At 65.4% G+C, this 22,209-nt stretch carries 23 protein-coding genes; 4 read left to right on the forward strand and 19 right to left on the reverse strand.

Annotation, left to right across the window (positions count from 1 at the left end; translation table 11 throughout):
- Positions 1-35 precede the first annotated feature (35 nt).
- A complete protein-coding gene (gene dapD, locus HAP48_RS45825) occupies positions 36-1,007 on the forward strand; it encodes a 2,3,4,5-tetrahydropyridine-2,6-dicarboxylate N-succinyltransferase (RefSeq protein WP_166206773.1) in 972 nt (323 codons plus the stop codon).
- A 142-nt stretch (positions 1,008-1,149) separates the two neighbouring features.
- Here the strand turns inward: dapD and HAP48_RS45830 are convergent, their stop codons facing one another.
- The 10 genes from HAP48_RS45830 to HAP48_RS45875 form a co-directional block, all read right to left on the reverse strand.
- A complete protein-coding gene (locus HAP48_RS45830; protein ID WP_166206776.1) occupies positions 1,150-2,079 on the reverse strand; it encodes a PhzF family phenazine biosynthesis protein in 930 nt (309 codons plus the stop codon).
- A gap of 92 nt (positions 2,080-2,171) precedes the next feature.
- Positions 2,172-3,071 carry an amidohydrolase family protein gene (locus HAP48_RS45835; RefSeq protein ID WP_166206779.1) on the reverse strand — a complete coding sequence of 300 codons (900 nt, stop codon included), beginning with the start codon at positions 3,069-3,071 and terminating at the stop codon, positions 2,172-2,174.
- Positions 3,072-3,086: 15 nt separating this feature from the next.
- Positions 3,087-4,331 (reverse strand): MFS transporter, encoded by a 1,245-nt coding sequence (locus HAP48_RS45840; protein WP_166206782.1) that lies wholly within the window; start codon positions 4,329-4,331, stop codon positions 3,087-3,089.
- Positions 4,332-4,377: 46 nt separating this feature from the next.
- Positions 4,378-5,106, reverse strand: a complete 729-nt coding sequence (locus HAP48_RS45845) for a GntR family transcriptional regulator (RefSeq protein ID WP_166206785.1) — start codon at positions 5,104-5,106, stop codon at positions 4,378-4,380.
- Positions 5,107-5,182: 76 nt separating this feature from the next.
- The gene (locus HAP48_RS45850) at positions 5,183-6,496 is read right to left on the reverse strand and encodes an adenylate/guanylate cyclase domain-containing protein (RefSeq protein ID WP_166206788.1); all 1,314 of its coding nucleotides are present in this window, start codon (positions 6,494-6,496) and stop codon (positions 5,183-5,185) included.
- 118 nt (positions 6,497-6,614) lie between these two features.
- Positions 6,615-7,778: an ABC transporter permease gene (locus HAP48_RS45855; protein ID WP_166206791.1), complete on the reverse strand. Its 1,164-nt coding sequence runs from the start codon at positions 7,776-7,778 to the stop codon at positions 6,615-6,617.
- A 6-nt stretch (positions 7,779-7,784) separates the two neighbouring features.
- On the reverse strand, positions 7,785-8,744 hold the full coding sequence (locus HAP48_RS45860; RefSeq protein ID WP_166206794.1) for an ABC transporter ATP-binding protein: 960 nt from the start codon (positions 8,742-8,744) through the stop codon (positions 7,785-7,787).
- A complete protein-coding gene (locus HAP48_RS45865; protein WP_166206797.1) occupies positions 8,741-9,538 on the reverse strand; it encodes an HlyD family secretion protein in 798 nt (265 codons plus the stop codon). The genes HAP48_RS45860 and HAP48_RS45865 overlap by 4 nt, the downstream gene beginning before the upstream one ends.
- Positions 9,535-10,248: a TetR/AcrR family transcriptional regulator gene (locus HAP48_RS45870; protein WP_166206800.1), complete on the reverse strand. Its 714-nt coding sequence runs from the start codon at positions 10,246-10,248 to the stop codon at positions 9,535-9,537. Before HAP48_RS45870 ends, HAP48_RS45865 begins: the two co-directional genes overlap by 4 nt.
- A gap of 533 nt (positions 10,249-10,781) precedes the next feature.
- Positions 10,782-11,192: a DUF2000 family protein gene (locus HAP48_RS45875; protein WP_166206803.1), complete on the reverse strand. Its 411-nt coding sequence runs from the start codon at positions 11,190-11,192 to the stop codon at positions 10,782-10,784.
- A 153-nt stretch (positions 11,193-11,345) separates the two neighbouring features.
- Here HAP48_RS45875 and HAP48_RS45880 point away from each other — a divergent pair, with 153 nt between their 5' ends.
- The 3 genes from HAP48_RS45880 (at position 11,346) to HAP48_RS45890 (ending at position 14,533) form a co-directional block, all read left to right on the forward strand.
- Entirely contained in the window at positions 11,346-12,458 is a 1,113-nt protein-coding gene (locus HAP48_RS45880) for an alpha/beta hydrolase family protein (protein ID WP_166206806.1), read from the forward strand.
- Positions 12,459-12,644: 186 nt separating this feature from the next.
- Positions 12,645-13,190 (forward strand): tetratricopeptide repeat protein, encoded by a 546-nt coding sequence (locus tag HAP48_RS45885; RefSeq protein WP_166206809.1) that lies wholly within the window; start codon positions 12,645-12,647, stop codon positions 13,188-13,190.
- A gap of 125 nt (positions 13,191-13,315) precedes the next feature.
- Positions 13,316-14,533, forward strand: a complete 1,218-nt coding sequence (locus HAP48_RS45890; protein WP_166206812.1) for an NAD(P)/FAD-dependent oxidoreductase — start codon at positions 13,316-13,318, stop codon at positions 14,531-14,533.
- 81 nt (positions 14,534-14,614) lie between these two features.
- Here the strand turns inward: HAP48_RS45890 and HAP48_RS45895 are convergent, their stop codons facing one another.
- The 9 genes from HAP48_RS45895 to HAP48_RS45935 all read right to left on the reverse strand — a co-directional run bounded on the left by HAP48_RS45895 (position 14,615) and on the right by HAP48_RS45935 (position 22,131).
- Positions 14,615-14,965, reverse strand: a complete 351-nt coding sequence (locus HAP48_RS45895) for a DUF4189 domain-containing protein (protein ID WP_420869917.1) — start codon at positions 14,963-14,965, stop codon at positions 14,615-14,617.
- Positions 14,966-15,240: 275 nt separating this feature from the next.
- Positions 15,241-16,845, reverse strand: coding sequence for an NTP transferase domain-containing protein (locus tag HAP48_RS45900; protein WP_166206820.1), 1,605 nt, complete (start codon positions 16,843-16,845; stop codon positions 15,241-15,243).
- Positions 16,842-17,543 carry an XdhC family protein gene (locus tag HAP48_RS45905; RefSeq protein ID WP_166206823.1) on the reverse strand — a complete coding sequence of 234 codons (702 nt, stop codon included), beginning with the start codon at positions 17,541-17,543 and terminating at the stop codon, positions 16,842-16,844. Before HAP48_RS45905 ends, HAP48_RS45900 begins: the two co-directional genes overlap by 4 nt.
- A gap of 2 nt (positions 17,544-17,545) precedes the next feature.
- A complete protein-coding gene (locus HAP48_RS45910) occupies positions 17,546-17,869 on the reverse strand; it encodes an XdhC family protein (protein WP_166206826.1) in 324 nt (107 codons plus the stop codon).
- Between the two features lie 29 nt (positions 17,870-17,898).
- Positions 17,899-19,101, reverse strand: coding sequence for a vWA domain-containing protein (locus tag HAP48_RS45915; protein WP_166206829.1), 1,203 nt, complete (start codon positions 19,099-19,101; stop codon positions 17,899-17,901).
- 129 nt (positions 19,102-19,230) lie between these two features.
- Positions 19,231-20,136: an AAA family ATPase gene (locus HAP48_RS45920; protein ID WP_166206832.1), complete on the reverse strand. Its 906-nt coding sequence runs from the start codon at positions 20,134-20,136 to the stop codon at positions 19,231-19,233.
- Positions 20,137-20,199: 63 nt separating this feature from the next.
- Entirely contained in the window at positions 20,200-21,006 is an 807-nt protein-coding gene (locus tag HAP48_RS45925; protein ID WP_166206835.1) for an FAD binding domain-containing protein, read from the reverse strand.
- Positions 21,007-21,043: 37 nt separating this feature from the next.
- Entirely contained in the window at positions 21,044-21,529 is a 486-nt protein-coding gene (locus HAP48_RS45930; protein ID WP_163160166.1) for a (2Fe-2S)-binding protein, read from the reverse strand.
- A 155-nt stretch (positions 21,530-21,684) separates the two neighbouring features.
- Positions 21,685-22,131 carry an SRPBCC family protein gene (locus tag HAP48_RS45935; RefSeq protein WP_166206838.1) on the reverse strand — a complete coding sequence of 149 codons (447 nt, stop codon included), beginning with the start codon at positions 22,129-22,131 and terminating at the stop codon, positions 21,685-21,687.
- Positions 22,132-22,209: the final 78 nt, after the last annotated feature.

A 22,209-nucleotide genomic window follows, 5' to 3' on the forward strand; every position in this document is an offset into this window, starting at 1 on the left:
GCATTATGTGCAGGGTCGTAGTGTGAGCAATTCAAATGGCGATGGAGCTGAAGGGCGCGAGAGGCGAGGGATTTGCGACGATTGCCGCTGACGGTCGCGTGTTAGATTCCTGGTTTCTCCAGCTGCGCCTGGTTGTGGAGGCCGACAAGGCGGCAACGGTACGGCTGACGACGGACGAGCTCAAAAGATCGTTGGGTGAATCGGCGGACGGATATGCGCGACACGACGACGTCCGCAATGTCGATATCGTTCCAATCCGTACGGAAATCGACTCCCTTGCATCTGCGCCGACTGATGCGCACGACGCGTATCTTCGACTCCATCTCCTAAGCCACCGGCTCGTCCAGCCGAACTGCCTGAACCTTGACGGAATTTTCAGTCTATTACCTAACGTCGCCTGGACGACCCTCGGTCCCTGTGAATGCTCTCGTGTAGCGGAAGCACGAATGTTAGCGCGAAAGCGTGCCCTCGCATTTGAGGTGACAGGCGTGGATAAGTTTCCGCGCATGACTGACTATGTGACGCCTGCGGACGTGAGAATTGCAGATGCGGATCGCGTAAGGCTCGGAGCCTACCTGGCTCCGGGCACGACCGTCATGCATGAAGGCTTTTGCAATTTTAATGCAGGTACGCTCGGTCCCTGCATGGTCGAAGGCCGGATAAGTGCCGGTGTGGTTGTGGGAAGTGGCAGCGACGTCGGTGGCGGAGCGTCGATCATGGGCACTCTGTCCGGAGGAGGGAAAGAGAGGATTACAGTTGGTGAGCGCTGCCTGATCGGAGCCAACGCCGGTATCGGCATTTCATTGGGTGACGATTGTATCGTCGAAGCGGGCTGTTATGTCACGGCAGGCGCGCGCATCCTTTTGGAAGATGGCCGAGTCCTGAAAGCCAAAGAACTTTCGGGCCAGAAGGGCCTTCTTTTTCGTCGTAATTCGCAGAGCGGCGCTCTTGAGGCAACCAGACGCACACCAAATTGGGACGGCCTCAACTCGCAACTTCACGGCTAGGCAGCTCACGCGAAGACGTCGTCGGCGACATGTGGCGCGTCAACGATGTCGCATTCTGGCCCCTCGCGTCATTTGCTGCTGCTGCACAAAGCGGCCGTTATCGGAGCGAAGCGGACATCATGAGAACTTGTGAGCACGCGCCCTAGCTTCGGCTCTCACCCTCCTCCCCCGCGACGCTGATCGTCCCCTCCATCATCTTCACGCAGCCGCCGCCGACATGCACCGAATTGATCGCGCCGCCTTGCTTGCGGACCCGCGTCAGCAGCAGGCTCGGCCGCCCCATGTCGACACCCTGCCCGATCCGCAGCCGCAACTCGCCGTCACGCGCGGGATCGATATCGGCGAGCAGCGCCGCGCAGGCCGCGGTCGCGCTGCCGGTGGCGGGATCCTCGGACAGGCCGCTGGCACCAGGATGGAACATGCGCGCCTGCAGGTCGAGCGGCTGCTCGCCCGCCGGCACGTCGCTTGTGTAAAAATAGATGGCGTCGCTTCCGATATGCGGCAGAACCCGAGCGAACGCCGCAGCATCTGGCCGGGCGCGCTTGACCGCCTCGCGCGAAGCGATCTCGACCACCAGGAACGGCAGGCCGACCGAGACGACCTGCGGCGCATGCCGACCGGTCTTCACGTCGGCCGCCGACAGCGACAGGCAGGCGGCGGCATCGGCCGCGCTCACCTCGTTCGTGCGTTGCAAGGCTTGCGGCGCCGTGAGCTCCGCGCCGATGACCTTGCCCCCGTCAGTGAGAATCTCGACCGGCACGAGACCCGCCTTCTCCTCGAACCGCAAGCGCGGCGGCGCCTTCGCCGCCTGGCTCGCCAGCACGAAGGCGGTGCCGACATTGGGATGGCCGGCGAATGGAATTTCCGAGCGCACCGTGAAGATGCGAACCTGGGCGTCGTTGCCCCTGTCCTGCGGCGGCAGCACGAAGGTCGTCTCGGAATAGTTGAACTCGGTCGCGATCGCCTGCATCTGTGCCGTCGACAGCCCGCCAGCGTCGAGCACCACGCCGAGCGGGTTGCCGCCGAACGCGCGGTCGGTGAAAACGTCGACGGTGATATAACGCCGCTGCATCTTGCGTGTCCTTGTGCCAGTCATTCCGACGGCGTCATCGTAACACAGAAGCAACGACGCCCTTCAGAGCACTCGGTGCAATCACGCGAGGGTTAGAAACGAAACAGTCCGCGTGGCGACGCGAGCACCTGCGCGCGCTCATCGGCATCGGTGACGAGCTCGTCGAGGAATTTGCGGTTCTTCGCGTAGCTCTGCGTTGCTTCGAACTGCGTGTGCGGCCAGTCGCTGCCCCACAGCAGCCGGTCGACGCCGTAAGCCCTGCGCAGCAACGGATAGGCCTGTTTCGCAAATGCCTCACCGGCCGCACCGTTGCGGTAAGGCGCCGAAATCTTCACCCAGACATTTCGCGTCGCGCCAAGCTTGAGGACCGACTGGAATCCGGGATCGTCGATGCCGAGTTTTGCATCGGGCAAGGCGAAGTGATCGAGCACAACTTTCACGCCCTGGTTGAGCAGCCTTGGCGCGAGCATCGCGAGATCGCTCGCGTTGCGCTGGATCTCGATCTGCCAGTCGAGCGTCCTGATGTGTGCCAGCAGCGCCGTCCACTCCGACGACGTCAGATCGGGCAGCGGCTGGCCCACGAGATTGAGACGGATGCCGGCCACGCCAGCGCGATCGAGCGCGCGCAGCTCATCCACCGCGACGCCGGGATCGACCACGGCGATGCCGCGCAGCCGGCCGTTGGTCGCCTTCAGGCATTCGACCAGATAGGAATTGTCGGTGCCGAGAAAGCTCGGCTGCACCAGCACGCCATTGGTGATGCCGTTCTGGTCGAGCTGCTGCAGATAGAGGGCGAGCGGCGCGTCGTAATCGGGCGCGTAGCGCCGTCCCGGTGCGAGCTTCAGGCCGCGATGGAAGACGTGGGCGTGGGTATCGATCGCTAATTGCGGCACCTCAGCCCTCACCCTGCTCGCCAGTCCGCCTGCTGCCACGGCGCCAATCAATCCCGCGGCAAACCGGCGCCGCGTCACCCCATGTTCGCGTGATGTCATGATCGTCCCTCATCATCACGCGCGCGTGGCGGCGGCCTGCTCGAAGACCTTGCCGCGGGTCTCCGGCAACATCAGCACGGCGACCAGCACCAGCGAATAGGCGAAGGCCGCATCGATCCCGATCGCCGCGCCAAGGCCGATGTGATCGCTGAGATAGCCAACCAGGAACGGGAAGGCCGCAGAGACGATGCGGCCGAAATTGTAGCAGAAGCCGACGCCGGTGCCGCGCACGCCGGTCGGGTAGAGCTCGCTGAACAGCGCGGCCATGCTGGCGGGAATGCCGGCCGAGAAGAAGCCGAGCGGGAATCCGAGCACCAGCATCTGCGAATTCGAGAGCCGCGCGAAGATGTAGACCAGCACCGTCACCACACAGGCGGCGGCGAACAGCGCGACGTTGGCGCGACGCCCGATCCGGTCGCTGATGATCCCTGACACCACGCAGCCGCAAAAGAACGCGACGATGATCACGGCAAGATACGCGCTGGAGCCGAGCACCGAGAGATGCCGCACCTCGCGCAGATAGGTCGGCAGGAATGTGGTCAGCGCCGCATAGCCGCCATGGGCACCGATGCCGAACAAGCCGCCGATCAAGGTCGCACGCAGCACGTCGCGGTGAAAGATTCCGGCGAGCGTAGCGAAGAACGGTGGCTCGGCCTTGCGCGACACGGCGCGCGGCGGCTCCTGCAATCCGCGGCGGATGTACAGGATCAGCAGCGCCGGGATCAGGCCGACCGCGAACAGGATGCGCCAGGCGATGTCGGCCGGCGCATAGGTGAAGACCAGCGCCGACAGCAGCACGGCGGCGCCCCAGCCAACCGCCCAGGCGCTCTGCACCGCGCCGAGCGCCTTGCCGCGATGCTCGGCCCGAATGATCTCGGCCATCAGCACGGCGCCGCAGGCCCATTCGGCGCCGAAGCCGATGCCCTGGATCGCCTTCAGGACCAGCAGCTGGGGGTAGCTCGTCGCGAACGCGCAGGCGAAGGTCGCCAGCGCAAAGGTCGCGACCGTGATCTGCAGCGCCTTCACCCGGCCGAAGCGGTCGCCGAGCGCACCGCCGAGCCAGCCGCCGAACGCGCCGAAGAACAGCGTGACCGAGCCGAGCAAGCCGGCGTCGGCCTTGTTGATCCCGAAGGCTGCAATCAGCGCCGGAATGGCGAGGCTGAACATCTGGACGTCGAGCGCATCGAGCCCCCAGCCGCCAAAGCTTGCCCAGAAGGTGCGCCGTTCGAGCGGCGAGCATTCGCTGTACCAGTTTGCCATCATTCCTCCCCGTGATTTTGTCTGTTGTTCTGTTTGCCTGCCGCACTCACCTGATCTCGGCGTGGTAGCGGAAGCGATCCGCCGGCCCGCGCGAGCGGCGCCATTCGATCGGCCGCCGCTCCAGATCGAAGGCCAGGCGCTCGATCACGATCAGCGGTGCGTTGGCCTCGAGCCGCAGCAGGCGCGACTGCATCTCGGTCGCGATCTCGACGGTGAGGATTTCATCGGCCGAGACCACGACCTGGCCGCAGCGATCCTCGTAGAGCGGATACAGCAGATCGCCGAACTCGGAGGTCGCGAGCGCGAGGATCGCCTCGAAGCGCGACCTCTCGAGCCAGATCTCCTCGGCGAGCAGCGGCACGTCGTCGATCAGTCGTAGCCGCGACAGGCTGATGACGGGCTCGCCGACGGCAATGCGCAGCGCTGATGCCACCGCCGAGGTCGCCGGCATCGCCTTCCGCCGCAGGATGCGGCTCTGCGGCACGCGGCGCTCGCCGCTTTCGGACTGGAAGCGGAAGAAGCGGAATAGCGAGGAGTTGAACCGCGCGCGGCGCACGAAGGTGCCGCGGCCCTGCTGGCGCTCCAGCACGCCGTCTGAGACCAACTGATCGATCGCCTTGCGCACGGTGCCGATGGCGACGCCGTAATGCGCGCCGAGCTCGGCCTCGGAGGGGATCAGGTCCCCGGGACGCCATTCATTGCGGTTGATGCGCGCCGCGAGGTCGTCGCGGAGACGCTGGTAGCGCGGCAGGCGGTCGTCGAGGGCTGAATTCATATAGTCATCTATATGAGTATATGACACGCGGTCAACCACTACTTTGATACCTCCATCTATTTCCGATAGTGGCGCCCTACCCCAGCTGCCAGACCGGCACCGGGTGCTCGTAACCCCTGACCGGGATCTCGCCGCGCGAGACGGCGTCCTTGCACTCCTCGCCGAGCGCGTCGCGCACTGCGGACGAGATCAAAAACTGCGAGCCGAGATCCTTGTTGAGCGCCTCGAGCCGGGCGGCGAAATTCACGGTGTCGCCGATCACGGTGTATTCCTTGCGCCGCGGCGAGCCGATATTGCCGGCCACGACCTCGCCGATATGGATGCCGATGCCGATGCGCAGCGGCCAGCTCGACGCTGCGTTGGTGCGCTCATTGGCCGCGAGCATTTCGCGCGCGGCGGCGACCGCCTGATGCGCGGCGTCGCCGGTCTCGAACGGCGCGCCGAACAGCGCGAGAAAGCCGTCGCCCAAAAACTTGTTCACGATGCCGCCGTGGCGATCGAGGATATCGACCAGCACCGCGAAGGCGCCGTCGAGCCGGTCAACCACCTCCTGCGGCGAGCGCGTGCGTGCGCCGGCGGTGAAGCTGCGGAAGTCGACGAACATCACGGCGACGCGCCGGATGTCGCTCCCGGTCGAGGTGCCTTCCGTCATCAGACGTTCGACCACCTGCGGCGAGACGTGCTGGCCGAACAGATTGGTGATGCGATCGCGCGCGGTGGCGGCCAGGATGCTGGCGCCGAACTGACGCCGCAGCTGCATGCCGACGGCGCCGGCCAGCATGCCCGAGATCAGGATCACGACGCTGCGCGCGGCGTGATAGAAGAAATCCGGCTCGGGATCGAGCGTCGCGTCGGGACGATAATACATCGCCATCCAGAACAGCTGCGAGGCCGCGACAAAGCCGGTGAAGGCCGACAGCCAGAAATCGAGCCGCAAGGTCGAGGCAATGATGAAGATGAAATAGACCAGCGGAGCGACCCAGCCGAGCGCCGCGACCGGGCCCATGCTGTCGATATGCAGCGCAAGCGCGACGGTCGGCATCGACGTCTCGATCAGAGCGCCGATATAGCGCCTGAACACCGGCAGGTCGCGGTCCTGCTCCATGTGCCTCGTGATCGCGCCATGCACCCACAATTCGAACAGGATGAACGGCACGATGACGGAGTAAAGATATGACGGCTTGAAATTGCCGTGCCACACCCGGACCAGCGCCTCGGGGGCAATGAAGTAGATCGCCGAGCTGATCACCGAGAATGCTGCGGCGATGGCAATCAGCACCTTGACGCGGAGCAGCTCGGTAGTCATCACCTCGCGCATCAGGGCGTGATGGAAGTCCGTTGCGACGGTCGCGCCTTGCGCTGCCTTGTCTCGCCCCCAGAACCCGGCCATTTCCCCTCGCCCGTCATTCCGGGATGGTCCGCAGGACCAGACCCGGAAGCTCGACATCCCGGGTTCGGTGCTTCGCACCGCCCCGGAATGACGATGAATAATTGCGGCTATCTTAGCCTCAATCAAGCGTGCGGCGGAAGCGCGTCACGGCCACCGTCATGGCGAACAGCATCAGGGCGACCAGCGCGATGGTGTCGTATTGCAGGTTCTGCATCGCGGCGCCCTTCAGCATGATGGCACGGACGATGCGGACGAAATGGGTCAGCGGCAGCCCCTCGCCGATATATTGCGCCCAGACCGGCATGCCCGCGAACGGAAACATGAAGCCGGACAGCAGGATGCTCGGCAGGAAGAACATCATCGACAGCTGCATCGCCTGCAGCTGATTCTGCACGATGGTCGAGAATGTGTAGCCGATCGACAGATTGGTGGTGATGAACAGCGTGGTCAGCAGCGCCAGCAGGGTCAGGCTGCCGAGAACCGGCACGCCGAACAGCACGATGCCGATGGCGATGATCAGCGTGGCCTGGATGAAGCCGACCAGCACATAGGGGATGATCTTGCCGAACATCACCTCGACCGGCTTGATCGGCATCGACAGCAGGCTCTCCATGGTGCCGCGCTCGATCTCACGGGTCACCGACAGCGCGGTGAAGATCAGCATAGTCATGGTCAGGATGGTCCCGACCAGGCCGGGCACGATGTTGAGGCGAGAATCCGCCGCCGGGTTGTAGCGGGCATGGGCGCGGATCTCGAACGGCATCTCCGGCGGATCGCCGATGTGCAGGTCGTGCGCCAGCGCCGACTGCACCAGCGGCCCGAGCGCGCCGAGCGCAGAGCCCGACGCCACCGGGTCGGTGGCGTCGGCCGCCACCAGCAGCGCCGGCTTGTCGCCGCGCCGCACCGCGCGCTCGAAGCCGCGCGGGATCTCGACGCCGAACAGCACCTTGCCGGATTGCAGCAGATCGTCGAACTCCGCGACGGTGTGGACCTCGCGGACGAAACGGAAATAGGCGGTGTTCTGCATCGCCTTCAGGATCGAGCGCCCGAGATCGCTGTCCTCCTGGGTCAGCACCGCCGTCGGCAGATTGCGCGGCGTGGTGTTGATGGCGTAGCCGAACAGCGTCAGCTGCATCACCGGCAGCATGATGATCATGGCGAACGAGACGCGATCGCGGCGAAGCTGGATGAACTCCTTGACCAGCATCGCGTAGCTGCGCCGCCAGAAGCCGAATGCCGGCTCCCTGCTCTCGTCATTGTGGATCGTGTCCATTGCGCTCATCGGAACCTATCCTTGAAAATTGTCCTTGGAGCGGCCCATCAGGTCGATGAAGACGTCCTCGAGCGATGGCTCGCTCGGCTGCCAGCGCCATTTCGAATTGTCGCGATAGGGCGCAATGGCGGCCTCGAGCGCGGCCTTGTCGCGGCCGGAGACGTGCAGGCTGGTGCCGAACGGCGCCACCATGTCGACGCCGGGTTTGCCCGTGAGCTCGGCCATCAGCCCGTTGAAGTCCTCGCCCGTCACCGTCCAGGTCGACAGCGCGGAGGCCGCGATCACCTCGTCCACCGTGCCGTGGGCCAGCAGGTGGCCGTAGGCGATATAGGCGATCTCGTGACAGCGCTCGGCCTCGTCCATGTAGTGGGTCGAGACCAGCACGGTCAGGCCTTCGGCGGCAAGCGCGTGGATCTCGTTCCAGAAGTCGCGCCGCGCCTTGGGATCGACGCCCGCGGTCGGCTCGTCCAGCAGCAGCAATTGCGGATTGGGCAGCGTGCAGGCGCCGAGCGCCAGCCGCTGCTTCCAGCCGCCGGACAGATTGGCGGCGAGCTGGTCCTCGCGACCCTTGAGGCCGATGCGTGCGATCATGTCGCGCGCGGCGCCGCGCGGATCCGGCATGCCGTAGAGCCGCGCGACGAATTCCAGGTTCTCGCGCACCGACAGATCCTGATAGAGGCTGAAGCGCTGCGTCATGTAGCCGACCTTGCGCTTGATCTTGTCGGCATCGCGCCTGATGTCGTAGCCGAGGCAGGTGCCCTCGCCGCTGTCGGGCGTCAGCAGACCGCAGAGAATCCGGATGGTCGTGGTCTTGCCGCTGCCGTTGGGACCGAGGAAGCCGTAGATCGAGCCGCGCTTGACCTGCATCGACAGGTCATGGACGACCTCTCGCCCACTGAACGATTTGCTCAGGCCCTTCACATCGATCGCGATGCCGGATGCGTTGGACCGCGCGCTGGTCGGGCCGCTATTCATCTGCGGTCCGCCAACGGCGTCTTCGGGTTAGTCTTGGGATTGATGTAGATGCTGATCGGCTGGCCGACGCGCAGCACATCGGGCCGGCTCGGCCGCGCCTGGACCAGATAGACCAGCTTGTTGCGCTCATCGAGGCTGTAGATCACCGGCGGTGTGTACTCCGCGGTGGTGGCGATGAAATAGATTTTTGCGGTGAGGTCATCAGCGCAATTGTCGCAGGTCACCCTCACCTGGTCGCCGAGCGCAAGCTTCGGCAGCTCGGCCTCCGGCACGAAGAAGCGCAGCTTCATGTTGCCGGGCGGCATGATCGACAGCACCGGCCGCTGCGCCTGCACCATCTCGCCCTCGCGGAAATAGATCTGCTGGATCGCACCCGCGATCGGCGCAAAGCCCTTGCGGCGGTCGAGCCGGGTCTGCGAGCTCACGACGCGGGCCTCCGCGACGCGCAGCGCCGAGAGCGCCGAATCCAGATTGGCCTGGGTGCCGGCGCCGGTGCCGCGCAGCGAGGCCGCGCGGTCATAGCTCTGCTGCGCGTTCGCCAGCGTGGCATTGTTCTGGTTGAGATCGGCGCGCTGCAGATCGTCGTCGACCGAGTACAGCTGATCGCCAGGCTTGACCTCGTCGCCCTCGCGGACGTTGAGCTTGATCACGCGGCCGGATTCATCGGGGCTGACGAAGATCATATCGGCCTCGACCCAGCCCTGGAAGCCGGGATCCCGCTTCTCCTGGCAACCGGCGAGCGCAGCCGCCAGCACGACGACGGTCACGAGCTTCATCATGCGCGACGAGGTCATGTTGTCCTCCGTTCGCCGAAGATCAGATCGAGATGGACCTTGAACATCGCGAGCCCGTCGAGCGGTGCGTGCCGGGCAAACAGGCTCTGCCAGATCACCGCGACGATCGCGGGCGCGACGATCAGCTGGGGAAATTGCCCGAGCTCCCGGTGCTTGATCTCGCCGCGCGTGATCGCAAGCTGGACCAACGCCTTCATACCAGCGAGGCCCTTCGACACTACCTCGCGGAAATAGAAATCGGCGATCGCCGGGAAGCGTGGCCCCTCCGAAACGATGAGCCGGATGATATCGCCGCGGCGGGTCGAGACGACCTCGCGGATGAAGGTCTCGGCAAATCCCTCCACCGCGTCGCGCACCGGGCCGGTAATGGTCGGCAGCGCGGTCATGCGGCCGATCAGTGGCACCAGCGCGGTGCGGATCAGCTCCTCGAACATCGACTCCTTGTCCTTGAAGTAGAGATAGAGCGTGCCCTTGGCGACGCCCGCCCGCTTGGCGACATCGTCGAGCCGGGTCGCGGCAAAGCCGCGGGCGATGAACTCGTCCATCGCCGCCTCGATGATCGCCGCGCGCCGCTCCGCGGATTTCTCGGCGCGGTTCGCGGCCGGCTTCGGCTCGGACAGCTTGGCCGAGGCCACTTTCGGGACCTTCGCCGCGGCGGCCCGGATCGTGGTCCGGCGCCTGGCAGACGGGGTGCGGGTCGGTTTCTTCATGCGCTTGGTCATAGCCGTAATATGACTGACTGGTCAGTCATTGTCAACCCTGCGGAGGCCTCTCCAACCGTCGTCCTGGCGAAAGCCAGGACCCATAACCACCGAGCTTGTTGTGAGAGGGACCGCGGCCCCAGCATCGCAAGGCAACTGACATTTGGGGCAACCTGGCTTTCGCCAGGACAACGCTGAGGGTGTTGCGCATTCCGAGGCATACATCCGCATTCTCGCGACACAACTCGCCCGAGTTTTGCCTGTCGTTCCACGCTCGCTTGCACGGCGACATGCGAACAAATTGCGAGAGCGATGCACTCATCGATCATCTCGCCCGGGGCCACCCCTCTCCCCATCCTCTCCCGCAAGGGGAGAGGGAGCCTGAGCCGCGTGCTCACCTCACGCACAAAAATCCGTAGGATGGATGGAGCAGAGCGATACCCATCATTCGCCGCGGACATGGATCGATGGGGTTCGCTTCCGCCTTCGCTCTCCGAGCTACGGCGAACAAGTCGCTCTACCCGTCCTGCGCCCGCTGTCCGCTACGTGTGAAACTTCAGCCCATCGAGGATCTTGTCGACCACCTTGCGCTCGGCGCGAAAGGCGAGACCGACCAGGTTGAGGTCGGCGCGTGCGACCGCCTTCACCACCTCGCGGTTGGCGGCGTCATGCGTGGTGCTGAACATGTCCTCGGTGTAGAGCGCCGGCCGCACGTCGCGCGCCAGCGCGCGCTCCAGTGCCCGCGACAGCTGCGCGCGGTCGGCGCCGTAGATCAGGATCGGCTGGCCGATCAGGGAGAGATATCTGGTCCCCGAGCCGTCCTCGTAATTGTCGCCGATACAGTCGGGAAACGAAGCCGCGATGCCACCGGCAAGAAAGGACGCCACGTTGAGCTTCTGCCAGACTTCCAGGTCGGTGCGGATCACGACCGCGATCTTGGTGTCGAACTGCATGGCCGAAGTTTAGCGGCAAGACGCCGGTCCAGGCCAGTCCCGGCGATGCAACCTTGCCTTCATATTCGCAGCAGCCGGATGTTCCTTTCTACTCGCTGCATCGCGCGGCTCCATGATAAGGCTCGCTTGCGGCCCCTGCCCTGAGGGTTTGATATGCGGATTTTGCTCGCGCTGCTGCTGTCGTTCGTCACCGTCGCGCATGCCGAGGACCGCGGCCTGCTGCCCGGGCTGATCGCCGCGCCGATGCTGCTGCCCGTCAGGATATCCGGCAAGGATATGACGCTCGACAGCTACGTCATCCGCCCGGATCGGCCGGGCCGGTTTCCGCTGGTGATCATGACGCATGGCACACCGGGGGGCGGCGAGGGCTTCTTCGACAGGATCGCACGGCGCACGCCGATCAGCTTCAACGTCGCCGCCGTCGCGCTGGCGCAGCGCGGCTACGCGACGCTCTCCATCATGCGCCGCGGCTTCGGACGATCGGGTGGCGGCTATTCGGAGGGACTGCCGGCGCCCTGCGACTACACTTCTGGGGTGCGCATCGGCGCCGACGATGTCATCGCGGCGCTCGCCGTGGCTCGCAACGAGCCTTGGGTCGATGCCGATCACATCCTGCTGTTCGGGCACTCCACCGGCGGACTGACCATGTTGGCCGCGGCGGAGCGCAATCCGGCCGGGGTGGTGGGCATCCTGAACTTCGACGGCGGCTACCACTCCTTCGCCGGGCCGGGCCAGCCCTGCGGGGCCGATCGCCTCGTCGATACGGCGGCGACGCTCGGACGCACGGTGCACGTGCCCGCGCTGTGGCTCTACGCCGAAAACGACCAATTCTACGGCCCCGATCTGGCGCGCCAGATGTTCGCCGCCTACACCTCCGGCGGGGCGCCGGCGCGATTGCAGATCCTGCCGCCGTTTGGCAAGAACGGCCATGACCTCGTTCTTGAGGGCGCAGCCGGCAGATGGCTTTCCGTCGTCGAACCGTTCCTCGCCGAGCTGAAGCTGCCGACCGCTGTCATGATCGACTTGCCCGAGCCAGCCGCGCTTGCCGCACCGCCGAGTCTTTCACCGGGATGCCAGAGGGCGTTTACCGGCTATGCCGCCCAGCGCAGCGATGCCAAGGCGTTTGCGGTCAACGACAGAGGCGGCTGCGGCTACGGCACCGGCCGGTCGGTTGCGGAGGCGCGCGACAATGCCATCGCGGAGTGCTCCAACAAGGACACAGCGTGCCATGTGTATGCCGTTGGACAGCACGTTGGCGAGAACTGAACAGCGCAGTTGTGGAGGCTCCAGCACCAAATCCCTGAACCCGCCATTCCGCACCCGCGACAAAGGGGTGGGCATGCGGCTTCGCGATGCCCGAACCTTGTCATTCGGACCTCATCGATGGCGAAACGCCGTTCGTCAAAGTCTTCCGCCTGGATGCTCTGTACCGTCCTCGCTTTGGCGTTGCCTGTGGCGCATGCACGCGCCGAGACCGCGTTGGATGCCAGATGCACCGGCAAGCCCGATGTAGCGTGGGACGCGCAGATCGCAGGATGTACCGAGGCGATCGCGTCAGGCAAGTTCACCGGCAAGGATCTCGCAAAAGCCCTGACCTACCGCGCCCAGGCCTATGCGCAGACCGGCGATCTCGACCGCAGCCTCGCCGATATCGAGCAGGTGATCCGGCTCGATCCGAACGATGCCTTTGCGGTCGGCGCACGCGGCGACATTAATCTGGTGAAGAAGGATTACGACCATGCGCTGGCCGACTACAGCAAGGCGGCCGCGCTGGCGCCCGACTTCGATCTCGCCTTGATCGGTCGCGGCATCGTGTTTCTCGCAACCGGCAAATACGACAATGCGGTCGCCGAATTCGATTCAGCGCTCCGGCTGCAACCGGCCTCCGCCGCAGCGCTGTACTGGCGCGGCATCACCAAGCGCCAGCAGGGTGACGCCGCCGGGAGCGAAGCGGACATCGTTGCGGCGAAGAAGATCGACCCGCATGTCGACCGCTAGCCATGCGGCTGGCCTGGCGTCGCAGGCCCAGGCGCGCGCGGGCAAGGAAAGCAATAGTCAGTTGCTGCGCCGCGTAGTAGGCTTCGCGGGTTCGATCACCACAGCATATTTCGGGGCATTGCATCATGATCAGCAAGGCCGATGTTGTTGTTATTGGTTCGGGCGGATTGGGCGCGGCCACGGCGTATTACTTGAGCAAGCGTGGAGGTCTCAGCGTCGCCCTCATCGACAAGCATGAGATCGGATCACAAACCTCGCCGCGCGCCGCGGGCATGGTGAGCTGCGTTCGCAAAAGCGACCTGATGGTTGGCCTCATCAAGGACGCTTGCCGCAAGATCGAGGCGTTCACGGAAGAGACCGGCCAGCCGCTCGACTGGGTGCACTCTGGCAGCCTGAAGATCGCGCGCCGGCCACAGGACGCCGAAGTGATCGAGGACGACCTCGAGCGCGGGCGGCGCACCGGCCTCGATGTCGAGCTGATCTCTCCGGAAGAGGCGAGCCGTCTCAATCCGTTCTTGCAGCCGACTGGTGTCGTCGCAGCGATGCGGATCGGCGACGACCGGTATTTCGACCCGGCGCAGGTGGCTGTCGGTTTCGCCAGAGCCGCGGCGGCCCAGGGTGCAACCTTGCTGCCGAAGACCGACGTACGCGCCGTGAACATCGTCGGCGGCAACGTGATCGGCGTGACCACGGCGAACGGCGTCATTGAAAGTCCTGTCGTCGTCGATGCCGCCGGTGCGTGGACGCGGCAGGTCGCGGAGGCAAGCGGGATTCGCGTGCCGCTGGTGCCGACCCGGCAGCAATTGATCGTCACCGAGCCCCTGGATGGCGCGCGTGCCGACTTGCCGATGATCCGCATCATGGATGCCGCCGTGTATACGCGCCCGTGTCAGGGCGGTTTCCTCTGGGGTGTCTACGAGGAAACGCCGCGCTTCTTCGACATGCAATCGCTCGGGGCCGGCTTCGACGTCAAGGACATGCCGCTCGATATTGAGGTGCTTCATGCAGCCGCCGATGAGGTAAAGGATCAGCTGCCGTTCCTGCAAACCGCCAAGGTGCGGGAATTTCGTGGCGGCATTCCGACGATGACCGCTGACGGCCATCATATTCTTGGCCCGGCCACTGGTGCGACCGGCTTCTATTTTGCAAGCGGGTGCAATGTCGCCGGCCTCTCTATCTCGCCGGCCATCGGTGAGGCGCTTGCGGCCTGGATCGTGGACGGCAAGCCGCCCGTCGATCTATCGCCGATGTCGGTCGCGCGGTTCAAGGACCAATCGTGGTCTGACGACCAATTGCAGCACGACGCCGCCTGGCAATATCGACACTTCTACGGCGCCGTCTGAGCGTCTGCCTGAGTCCCGGCGCGGGAGGGTCATCGGCGGATTGCCGCTTTGCCGGGCCAAGCGGACCGTTGCGGATGTGCCCTAGCCCTTGGCGTCGCAGGCCCAGGCGCGGATCACGCATTCCTTGCCGCCGTAGTCGTAGCACTTCTTGGTCGCGGCATTGAGCGAGCTCGAGATCTTTGGCGCCACCGCATACCCGTGCGCGCCGCAAGGATTTTTCATGTCGATCGCGAGCGCGGCACAGGCGCGCTTCATGGTCACGGTGGTGCAATCGCCCTTGCACTGCTTCAGTGCCGCGGCGCGCGCCGCGCCTTCCGCGGGATAGTCATAGGCCTGGCCATAGGCACCGCATTTGCCTACCGCGAACGCGCCGGCCGCGTGGGCCTTGGTGACGAAGTTATCCACTGTGAAACGTGTGGCTCCAATCAGCAATGTCAGGACAAGAATCGTCAGCGCGCGACGCTGCGCGGCGGCGGTCGAAATGATCAAGCGGAAATCCCCCAAAACCCGGCGCGGACTGTACGGGGGGGTCGTTTCCAGATGGTGAATGACGGGTTGATGGCGCAACGCCAACCGTCGTCCCGGCGAAAGCCGGGACCCATAACCACCGAACGTTGTAGTCGCCGGGGAAGCGGCCCCAGCCTCGCAAGGCAATCCGCATTTGTGGTAATGGGTCCCGGCCTTCGCCGGGACGACGCGGATAATGTTTAGCTCCGCCGTGCCGCTTCCAGCGCCTGCGGGGTGTCGATGTCGAGGAAGGCGCTGTTGCCTTCGACCGGGACCTCGGCGACCACCTCGGCATGCTTGGCGATCAGATGACGGGCACCGATGTCGCCGTCGAGCGTCATCAATTCCCCGAAGAAGCGCCGCGACCACAACACCGGATTGCCGCGGCGACCTTCGCTAACGGGGACAGCGATCAGGTGGCCGCGGTCGGGCTCGAAGGTCTCGATCAAACGGTCGATCAGCTGCGCATCGATCAGCGGCATGTCGCCGAGGCAGACGATCGCGCCGTCGGCTGCATCGGAGACCGCCGCGATGCCCGCCTTCACAGAGCTCGCGAGGCCACCGGCGAAATCTGGGTTGCGGACGAGCTTCACCTTGAGTCCATCAAGTGCCTGCTCGACCAGATCGGCCTGATGCCCGGTGACGACGATCACCTCCGAGGCCTTCGAGGCCAGCGCCTGCTCGGCGACGATGCGCGCGAGCTTCTTGCCGTCGAGCTCGGCGAGCAGCTTGTTCGGGCCGCCCATCCGGGTCGAGCGTCCCGCGGCGAGCACGATCGCCGCAACGTTGCGGTTGCCTTCGGTGTCCGGCACGGTGCGCGGCTGCGGCCGCGTCACGATCTCCATCAACAGGCCGCCGACGCCCATGCCGGTGAGATCCGAGCGCGTCACCTTGATGCCGGCGAGCAGCCGCATCAAGACCCAGTCAAACCCGTTCTCGACCGGCGAGCGCGCGCAGCCCGGCGCACCCAGCACCGGCACGCCGCCGGCGCTGCCGATCAACAGCAGATTGCCGGGATCGACCGGCATGCCGAAATGCTCGATCGCGCCGCCGATCTCGGTAATCGCGGCCGGGATGACGTCGCGGCGGTCGGCGATCGCCGATGCCCCGAACACGATGACGAGCTCGGCGCCGAGGCCGAGTAATTCCTTGATCGCGGTCGCGAGCACGGTCTCGTCATGCGGCACGCGGCGCTCGGCAATGATGGTGGCGCCGGCGGGCGCGAGCCGCTCAGCGGTGACGCGCAGCGTCTTGTCGATCACCTTCGGCGCCAGGCCCGGCAGCAGCGTCGAGACCACGCCGACTTTTTTGATCACATAGGGCGCGATCCGCAGCGTGTCGTGGCCGGCGACCGCGACGGCCGCGTCGCGCAGCCTGCCCTCGACGCCGAATGGGATCAGCTTGACGGTCGCGATCATCTCGCCTTCGACCACCGGCTTATACGCCGCCAGCGTCGCAAAGGTGATGGCCTCGTCGACGCCGTTGATGCGGTCGACCGCGCCGCGGTCGACCACCAGCACGCCGGGACGCGCCGCGAACAGATTGGCGCGGCCGGTGAAGGCGCGCTCGACATTGACGCCCTCGCCCGCCACCGCCTGCGCGATGCTGGCGGCCGCGACGTCCTCGGAGACGTCGCCCTTCTCCAGCCGCACCACGACGACGTCCTTGACACCGGCTTTGGTCAGCGCCTCGACCTCCTCCGGGCCGATCGTGGTGCCCTTCTTGAGCACCAGCGCACCCTGGCGGAGCGTATGCACGGTGACGCCGCCAATCGCGTCGGCCGGACTGGCGGGACCGAACTTCATGCCGCTTCTTCTTTTTCTTTGGGAGGCAAACGCAGCTGCGCGGTGATCTCGGCCATGATCGCAACCGCGATCTCGGACGGCGACACCGCGCCGATGTCGAGGCCGATCGGCGCGTGGATACGCGCGATGTCGCTGTCCTTGGCGCCCTGCGCCCGCAGCCGCTCGGCGCGCTTGGCGTGCGTCTTCCGCGAGCCGAGCGCGCCGATGTAGAAGCAGTCGCGGTCGAAGGCGTGCAGCAGCGCCGGATCGTCGATCTTCGGATCATGCGTCACCGCGACGAATGCGGTGTAGTGATCGACATTGAGCGGCGGCAGCGCGACGTCGGGCCATTCGGCGACCAGCGGCACGTCGGGGAAGCGCTCCGGGCTCGCAAACGCGGTGCGCGGATCGACCACCGTCACGTCATAGTCGAGCGAGCGCGCCAGCGGCGCCAGGGCCTGGCTGATATGGACCGCGCCGATGATCACGAGCTTTGCGGTCGGCGCGTAGACGTTGAGGAACAGCTTTTTGCCGGATACCTCGACACTGCCGCTCTTGCCCATCCGCAGCTGCTTTGAAAGCTCGGCGCGCAGCGGATCGGCGGCGATATCGTTGGCCTTCACCAGACGCTGCTCGCCATTGGCGGTGTCGGTGACGATGATGACCGGGCGGCGCGCGGCGCGCTCGGCGTTCAGCTCTTTCAGGACCTCGAGTTTCACGGCTAACCGACCTTCTCGACGAACACGCGGATGGTACCCCCGCAGGACAGGCCGACATTCCAGGCCGTCTCGTCGGCAACGCCGAATTCGAGCATTTTTGGCTGGCCGCTCGCGATCACGTCCAGCGCCTCGGTAACGACGGCGCCCTCGAGGCAGCCGCCGGAGACCGAGCCCAGAAACGTGCCGTCGTCATTGATGACGAGGCTCGAGCCGGCCGGGCGCGGCGCCGAGCCCCAGGTCTCGACCACGGTGGCGAGCGCCACGCCATGGCCCTGTTTCTGCCAGGTCTCGGCGGCCTGCAGGATGTCTTCGTCGCGGTTCAGCATGGTGGCCTCCTGCTTATGGGTCAGGCTTCTTAGGCTACAGAACGGATCAGGCTGCGGTGGTGCGCCGGCGGCGGCGACGACAGCGCCCCGATCAAGCCCTTGATGGACGTCAAGTTATGCACCGGGCGAAATTCGTCAACGTGGGGCAACATCATTTTGATGCCCTGGGCCTTGGCCTCGAAGCCCGAATAGCGCAGCAGCGGGTTGAGCCAGATCAGGCGGCGGCAGGAGCGGTGCAATCGGTCCATCTCGAAGGCCAGTTTGGCATCGGCCTCCCGTTCTAGTCCATCGGATATAAGGAGGACGATGGCGCCCTGCCCGAGCACCCGGCGGGCCCAGAGCTGGTTGAACGTATGCAGCGAGGTCGCGATCCGGGTGCCGCCGGCCCAGTCCTCGACCGAGGACGAGCAGCTCGCCAGCGCCTCGTCGGGGTCACGCTGCCGTAATGCCCGCGTCACATTGGTCAGGCGGGTGCCGAACAGGAACACCGAGACGCGCTTGCGGGCGTCGGTGATGGCATGCAGGAAGTGCAGGAACAGCCGGGTGTACTCGCTCATCGAGCCGGAGATATCGAGCAGCGCAACGATCGGCGCCGGCTTCTCGATCCGGCCGAGCTTTCTGATGTCGATGATCTCGCCGCCGGTGCGCAGCGAGTTGCGCACGGTGCGACGCATGTCGAGCCGCAAGCCCCGCGCGTCCGGCTGGTAGCGGCGGGTGACGAGCTCGGCCTGCGGCAGCCGCATCTTGGCGATCTCTCTGACGACCTCGGCGATCTCGGCCGCGGTCATCTGCGCAAAATCCTTCTTCTGCAGCACCTCCTTGTCGGAGACCGAGAGCTTGAGCTCCTGCTCCTGGGCCTGCGGCCGCTCCTCGTGGCGCGCCGGTTGCGCTAATGCCTCCTGGACCCGGCGCGAGGCCGGCGGCGGCTTCTTTTTGGCGTGATCCGGCAGCGGCACCGAATCCAGCATGCTCTTCCACTCCTCGGCGGCGCGGAAGAACAGCGCAAAGGCCTGGCGGAAGATCAGCGCATGCTCATGGCGCTTGACGAAGATGGCTTCCAGCGTGGCGTAGAAATCGCCGCGGTGACCGACCTCGATCAGCTGCAGCGCATCGAGCGCATCGATCACCGAACCCGGCCCGACCGGGAGCCCGGCCGCCCGCAGCGCGCGGGCAAAGCCGATCACGTTGTCGGCCATGTGGCCGGTCGGAGGCGCGAGGTGGTTGATCGGCATCGTATGTGCACTCTCTCCAACTCGTCATTCCGGGACGCGCGCAGCGCGGGCCCGGAATCCATTTATCAACGCCAATGCGGTCCAATGGCTTCCGGGCTCGCGCCAAGTGGCGCGCCCCCGGAATGACAGCTAGTCGCTCGTCGCTTCCTTCAATGTCTTCTGCAACGCATCGCCCTGCATGCGCGCGATGTCGTCCTGATACTTCAGCAGCGCGCCCAGCGTGTCGCCGACCACCTGCGGCGTCAGCGAGCGCGCGTCGAGCTCGGACAGCGCGGTGGCCCAGTCGATGGTCTCGGCCACGCCCGGCGACTTGTAGAAATCCTGGTTGCGCAGCGCCTGCACGAAGCGGACGACCTGCTGCGACAGCTTTGCGGAGATGCCCGGCACCCGCGACTTGACGATCGCGAGCTCGCGCTCGGCGATCGGATAGTCCACCCAATGATAGAGGCAGCGGCGCTTCAGCGCGTCGTGGATCTCGCGGGTGCGGTTCGAGGTGATGATCACGATCGGCGGCGCCGGCGCCTTCACGGTGCCGAGCTCGGGAATCGTGACCTGGAAGTCGCTGAGGATTTCCAGCAGATACGCCTCGAACGCCTCGTCGGCGCGGTCGAGCTCGTCGATCAGCAGCACCGGGGGACCTGCGACATCCGGCTCGAGCGCCTGCAACAGCGGCCGCTTGATCAGGAAACGCTCGGCGAAAATATCGCTCGCGAGCTGGTCGCGATCGGTGTCCCCTGAGGCTTCCGCGAGGCGGATCGCGATCATCTGCGCCGCGCTGCTCCACTCATAGACCGCGGAGGCGACGTCGAGGCCTTCATAGCATTGCAGGCGGATCAGCTTGCGCCCGAGCGCCGCCGACAGGACCTTTGCGATCTCGGTCTTGCCGACGCCGGCCTCGCCTTCGAGGAACAGCGGCCGGCCCATGCGCAGCGCCAAATAGGTCACGGTCGCGAGCGACCGTTCGGCGAGGTAGCCGCGCGACGTCAACAGCTCCTCGAGCGCATCGACGGAAGTGGGTAACGCCGATGCACTCATGGAACAGCCAGTCTTCGAACAGGGGTTAGCAGTGTCACGCCTTGGTACTTAACCCTTGGGTATTTAGCCCTTGGCGGTCGCGGCTTCCACCGCCCTGCGCGCCAGAACGCCGATCAAATGCGCGCGGTATTCGGCGCTTCCGTGCAGGTCGCTGTTGAGCCCATCAGCCGGAACCGAGATGCCGTCGAGCACCTTGTGCGAGAACCGCTTCTTCAAGGCGTCCTCGAACGCGGTGACGCGGAACACGCCGTCGGAGCCTGCGCCTGTGACCGCGACGCGGACATCGGACGGACGCTTGGCGACGAACACACCGACCAGCGCGTAGCGCGAGGCCTGGTTGCGGAATTTCACATAGGCCGCCTTCTTCGGCAGCGGGAACATCACCTTGGTGATGATCTCGTCAGCCTCGAGCGCAGTCGAGAACAGGCCCTGGAAATACTCCTCGGCCTTGAGGCGGCGCTTGTTGGTGACGATGGTCGCGCCCAGCGCCAGCACCGCGGCCGGATAGTCGGCGGTCGGGTCGTTGTTGGCGAGCGAGCCGCCGATGGTGCCGCGGTGGCGCACGGCGGGATCGCCGATCATGCCGGCAAGCTCGGCCAGCGCCGGGATCGCCTCGCCCACGATCGCTGAGTTCGCGACCTCGGCGTGCTTTGCGGTGGCGCCGATCACCAGCGAGCGGCCCTTCATCTCGATCGTGTCGAGACCTTCGATATGGGAGAGGTCGACCAGATGCGGCGGGCTCGCCAGCCGCTGCTTCATCACCGGCACCAGCGTGTGACCGCCGGCGATCAGCTTGGCGTCCTCGTTCTTCACCAGCAGATTGGCGGCCTGCCGCACGGTGCCGGGACGATGATATTTGAATTCGTACATTGGAATGTCCTGATCGCTTGCCGCGACGAATTGCTGATTAGGCGAGGTCCGATTTGGCCATCGCCTTGGCGCCGGCGGCGATCGAAGCGACGATGTTCTGGTAGCCGGTGCAGCGGCACAGATTGCCTTCCAGCTCCTCGCGGATCACCTCGTCGGTGAGCTCGTGGCCCTTGCGATGGACCAGGTCGACCGCGGTCATGATCATGCCCGGCGTGCAGAAGCCGCACTGCAGGCCGTGATGCTCGCGAAAGGCCTCCTGCATCGGATGCAGCGGCGCACCGTCGGCCGCCAGCCCCTCGATGGTCTTGACCTCATGACCGTCGGCCATCACCGCAAGCGTCGTGCAGGACTTCACCGCCTTGCCGTCCAGATGCACGACACAGGCGCCGCACTGCGAGGTGTCGCAGCCGACATGCGTGCCGGTCAGCCGCAGATTTTCGCGGAGAAACTGGACCAGAAGGGTACGGGGGTCGACATTCGCGTTCACGGGGTTGCCGTTCACGATCATTGAAATCTTGGCCATCAGCACTCTCTTATCTGCGCCACCGCATATCGGCGAAGCAGGCGGTTTAAAATCATTCCAGACGGCATAATATGGGTGCGCCCCGCGATGGGCAACCTTTCGAGCCACCCATCCAGAGCATGGCGGGGCCTGGACGATCCGGCCCGTGAGCAGAGCTAACCCTGCACCGCCTTGGCGAAATTTGCAAAAAATTCATCGGCCAGCTTCTTGGCGGCGCCGTTGATCAGGCGCTGGCCGAGCTGGGCGAGCTTGCCGCCGATCTGCGCTTCCACGTTGTAGCTCAGCAGCGTGCCGCCATCCTTGTCGGCAAGGCCGACGGTGGCGCCGCCCTTGGCGAAGCCGGCGACCCCGCCCTCGCCTTCGCCCGAAATCTTGTAGCCGTTCGGCGGGTCGAGATCGCTCAATGTGACCTTGCCCTTGAAGCGGGCGGAGACCGGGCCGACCTTCATCTTGGCGGTGGCGCGGAAGCCGCCCTCGTCGGTCTTCTCCAGCTCTTCGCAGCCGGGAATGCAGGCCTTCAGCACCTCGGGATCGTTGAGCTTGTCCCACACAGCCTGGCGCGGCGCCGCAAGCTGGACTTCGCTGGTCATTGTCATGGCCATGGGGGACCTCCTCGATCGTGAGAAACCTTTTCCCCCAAGTAAAGCAGCCGGGGCGCAAAGGAAAGGGCACCTTGGGAG

The organism is Bradyrhizobium septentrionale (assembly GCF_011516645.4).
Taxonomy (GTDB): domain Bacteria; phylum Pseudomonadota; class Alphaproteobacteria; order Rhizobiales; family Xanthobacteraceae; genus Bradyrhizobium; species Bradyrhizobium septentrionale.

Excerpts from the sequence above, each read along its gene's own strand:
- HAP48_RS45925 (WP_166206835.1), bottom strand. The coding sequence starts at position 21,006 with ATGTACGAATTCAAATATCATCGTCCCGGCACCGTGCGGCAGGCCGCC.
- HAP48_RS45840 (WP_166206782.1), bottom strand. The coding sequence starts at position 4,331 with ATGGCAAACTGGTACAGCGAATGCTCGCCGCTCGAACGGCGCACCTTC.
- HAP48_RS45860 (WP_166206794.1), bottom strand. The coding sequence starts at position 8,744 with ATGAATAGCGGCCCGACCAGCGCGCGGTCCAACGCATCCGGCATCGCG.
- HAP48_RS45870 (WP_166206800.1), bottom strand. The coding sequence starts at position 10,248 with ATGAAGAAACCGACCCGCACCCCGTCTGCCAGGCGCCGGACCACGATC.
- HAP48_RS45910 (WP_166206826.1), bottom strand. The coding sequence starts at position 17,869 with ATGCTGAACCGCGACGAAGACATCCTGCAGGCCGCCGAGACCTGGCAG.
- HAP48_RS45915 (WP_166206829.1), bottom strand. The coding sequence starts at position 19,101 with ATGCCGATCAACCACCTCGCGCCTCCGACCGGCCACATGGCCGACAAC.
- HAP48_RS45865 (WP_166206797.1), bottom strand. The coding sequence starts at position 9,538 with ATGACCTCGTCGCGCATGATGAAGCTCGTGACCGTCGTCGTGCTGGCG.
- HAP48_RS45835 (WP_166206779.1), bottom strand. The coding sequence starts at position 3,071 with ATGACATCACGCGAACATGGGGTGACGCGGCGCCGGTTTGCCGCGGGA.
- HAP48_RS45830 (WP_166206776.1), bottom strand. The coding sequence starts at position 2,079 with ATGCAGCGGCGTTATATCACCGTCGACGTTTTCACCGACCGCGCGTTC.
- HAP48_RS45875 (WP_166206803.1), bottom strand. The coding sequence starts at position 11,192 with ATGCAGTTCGACACCAAGATCGCGGTCGTGATCCGCACCGACCTGGAA.
- HAP48_RS45845 (WP_166206785.1), bottom strand. The coding sequence starts at position 5,106 with ATGAATTCAGCCCTCGACGACCGCCTGCCGCGCTACCAGCGTCTCCGC.
- HAP48_RS45930 (WP_163160166.1), bottom strand. The coding sequence starts at position 21,529 with ATGGCCAAGATTTCAATGATCGTGAACGGCAACCCCGTGAACGCGAAT.
- HAP48_RS45935 (WP_166206838.1), bottom strand. The coding sequence starts at position 22,131 with ATGGCCATGACAATGACCAGCGAAGTCCAGCTTGCGGCGCCGCGCCAG.
- HAP48_RS45855 (WP_166206791.1), bottom strand. The coding sequence starts at position 7,778 with ATGAGCGCAATGGACACGATCCACAATGACGAGAGCAGGGAGCCGGCA.
- dapD (WP_166206773.1), top strand. The coding sequence starts at position 36 with ATGGCGATGGAGCTGAAGGGCGCGAGAGGCGAGGGATTTGCGACGATT.
- HAP48_RS45890 (WP_166206812.1), top strand. The coding sequence starts at position 13,316 with ATGATCAGCAAGGCCGATGTTGTTGTTATTGGTTCGGGCGGATTGGGC.
- HAP48_RS45900 (WP_166206820.1), bottom strand. The coding sequence starts at position 16,845 with ATGAAGTTCGGTCCCGCCAGTCCGGCCGACGCGATTGGCGGCGTCACC.
- HAP48_RS45880 (WP_166206806.1), top strand. The coding sequence starts at position 11,346 with ATGCGGATTTTGCTCGCGCTGCTGCTGTCGTTCGTCACCGTCGCGCAT.
- HAP48_RS45850 (WP_166206788.1), bottom strand. The coding sequence starts at position 6,496 with ATGGCCGGGTTCTGGGGGCGAGACAAGGCAGCGCAAGGCGCGACCGTC.
- HAP48_RS45920 (WP_166206832.1), bottom strand. The coding sequence starts at position 20,136 with ATGAGTGCATCGGCGTTACCCACTTCCGTCGATGCGCTCGAGGAGCTG.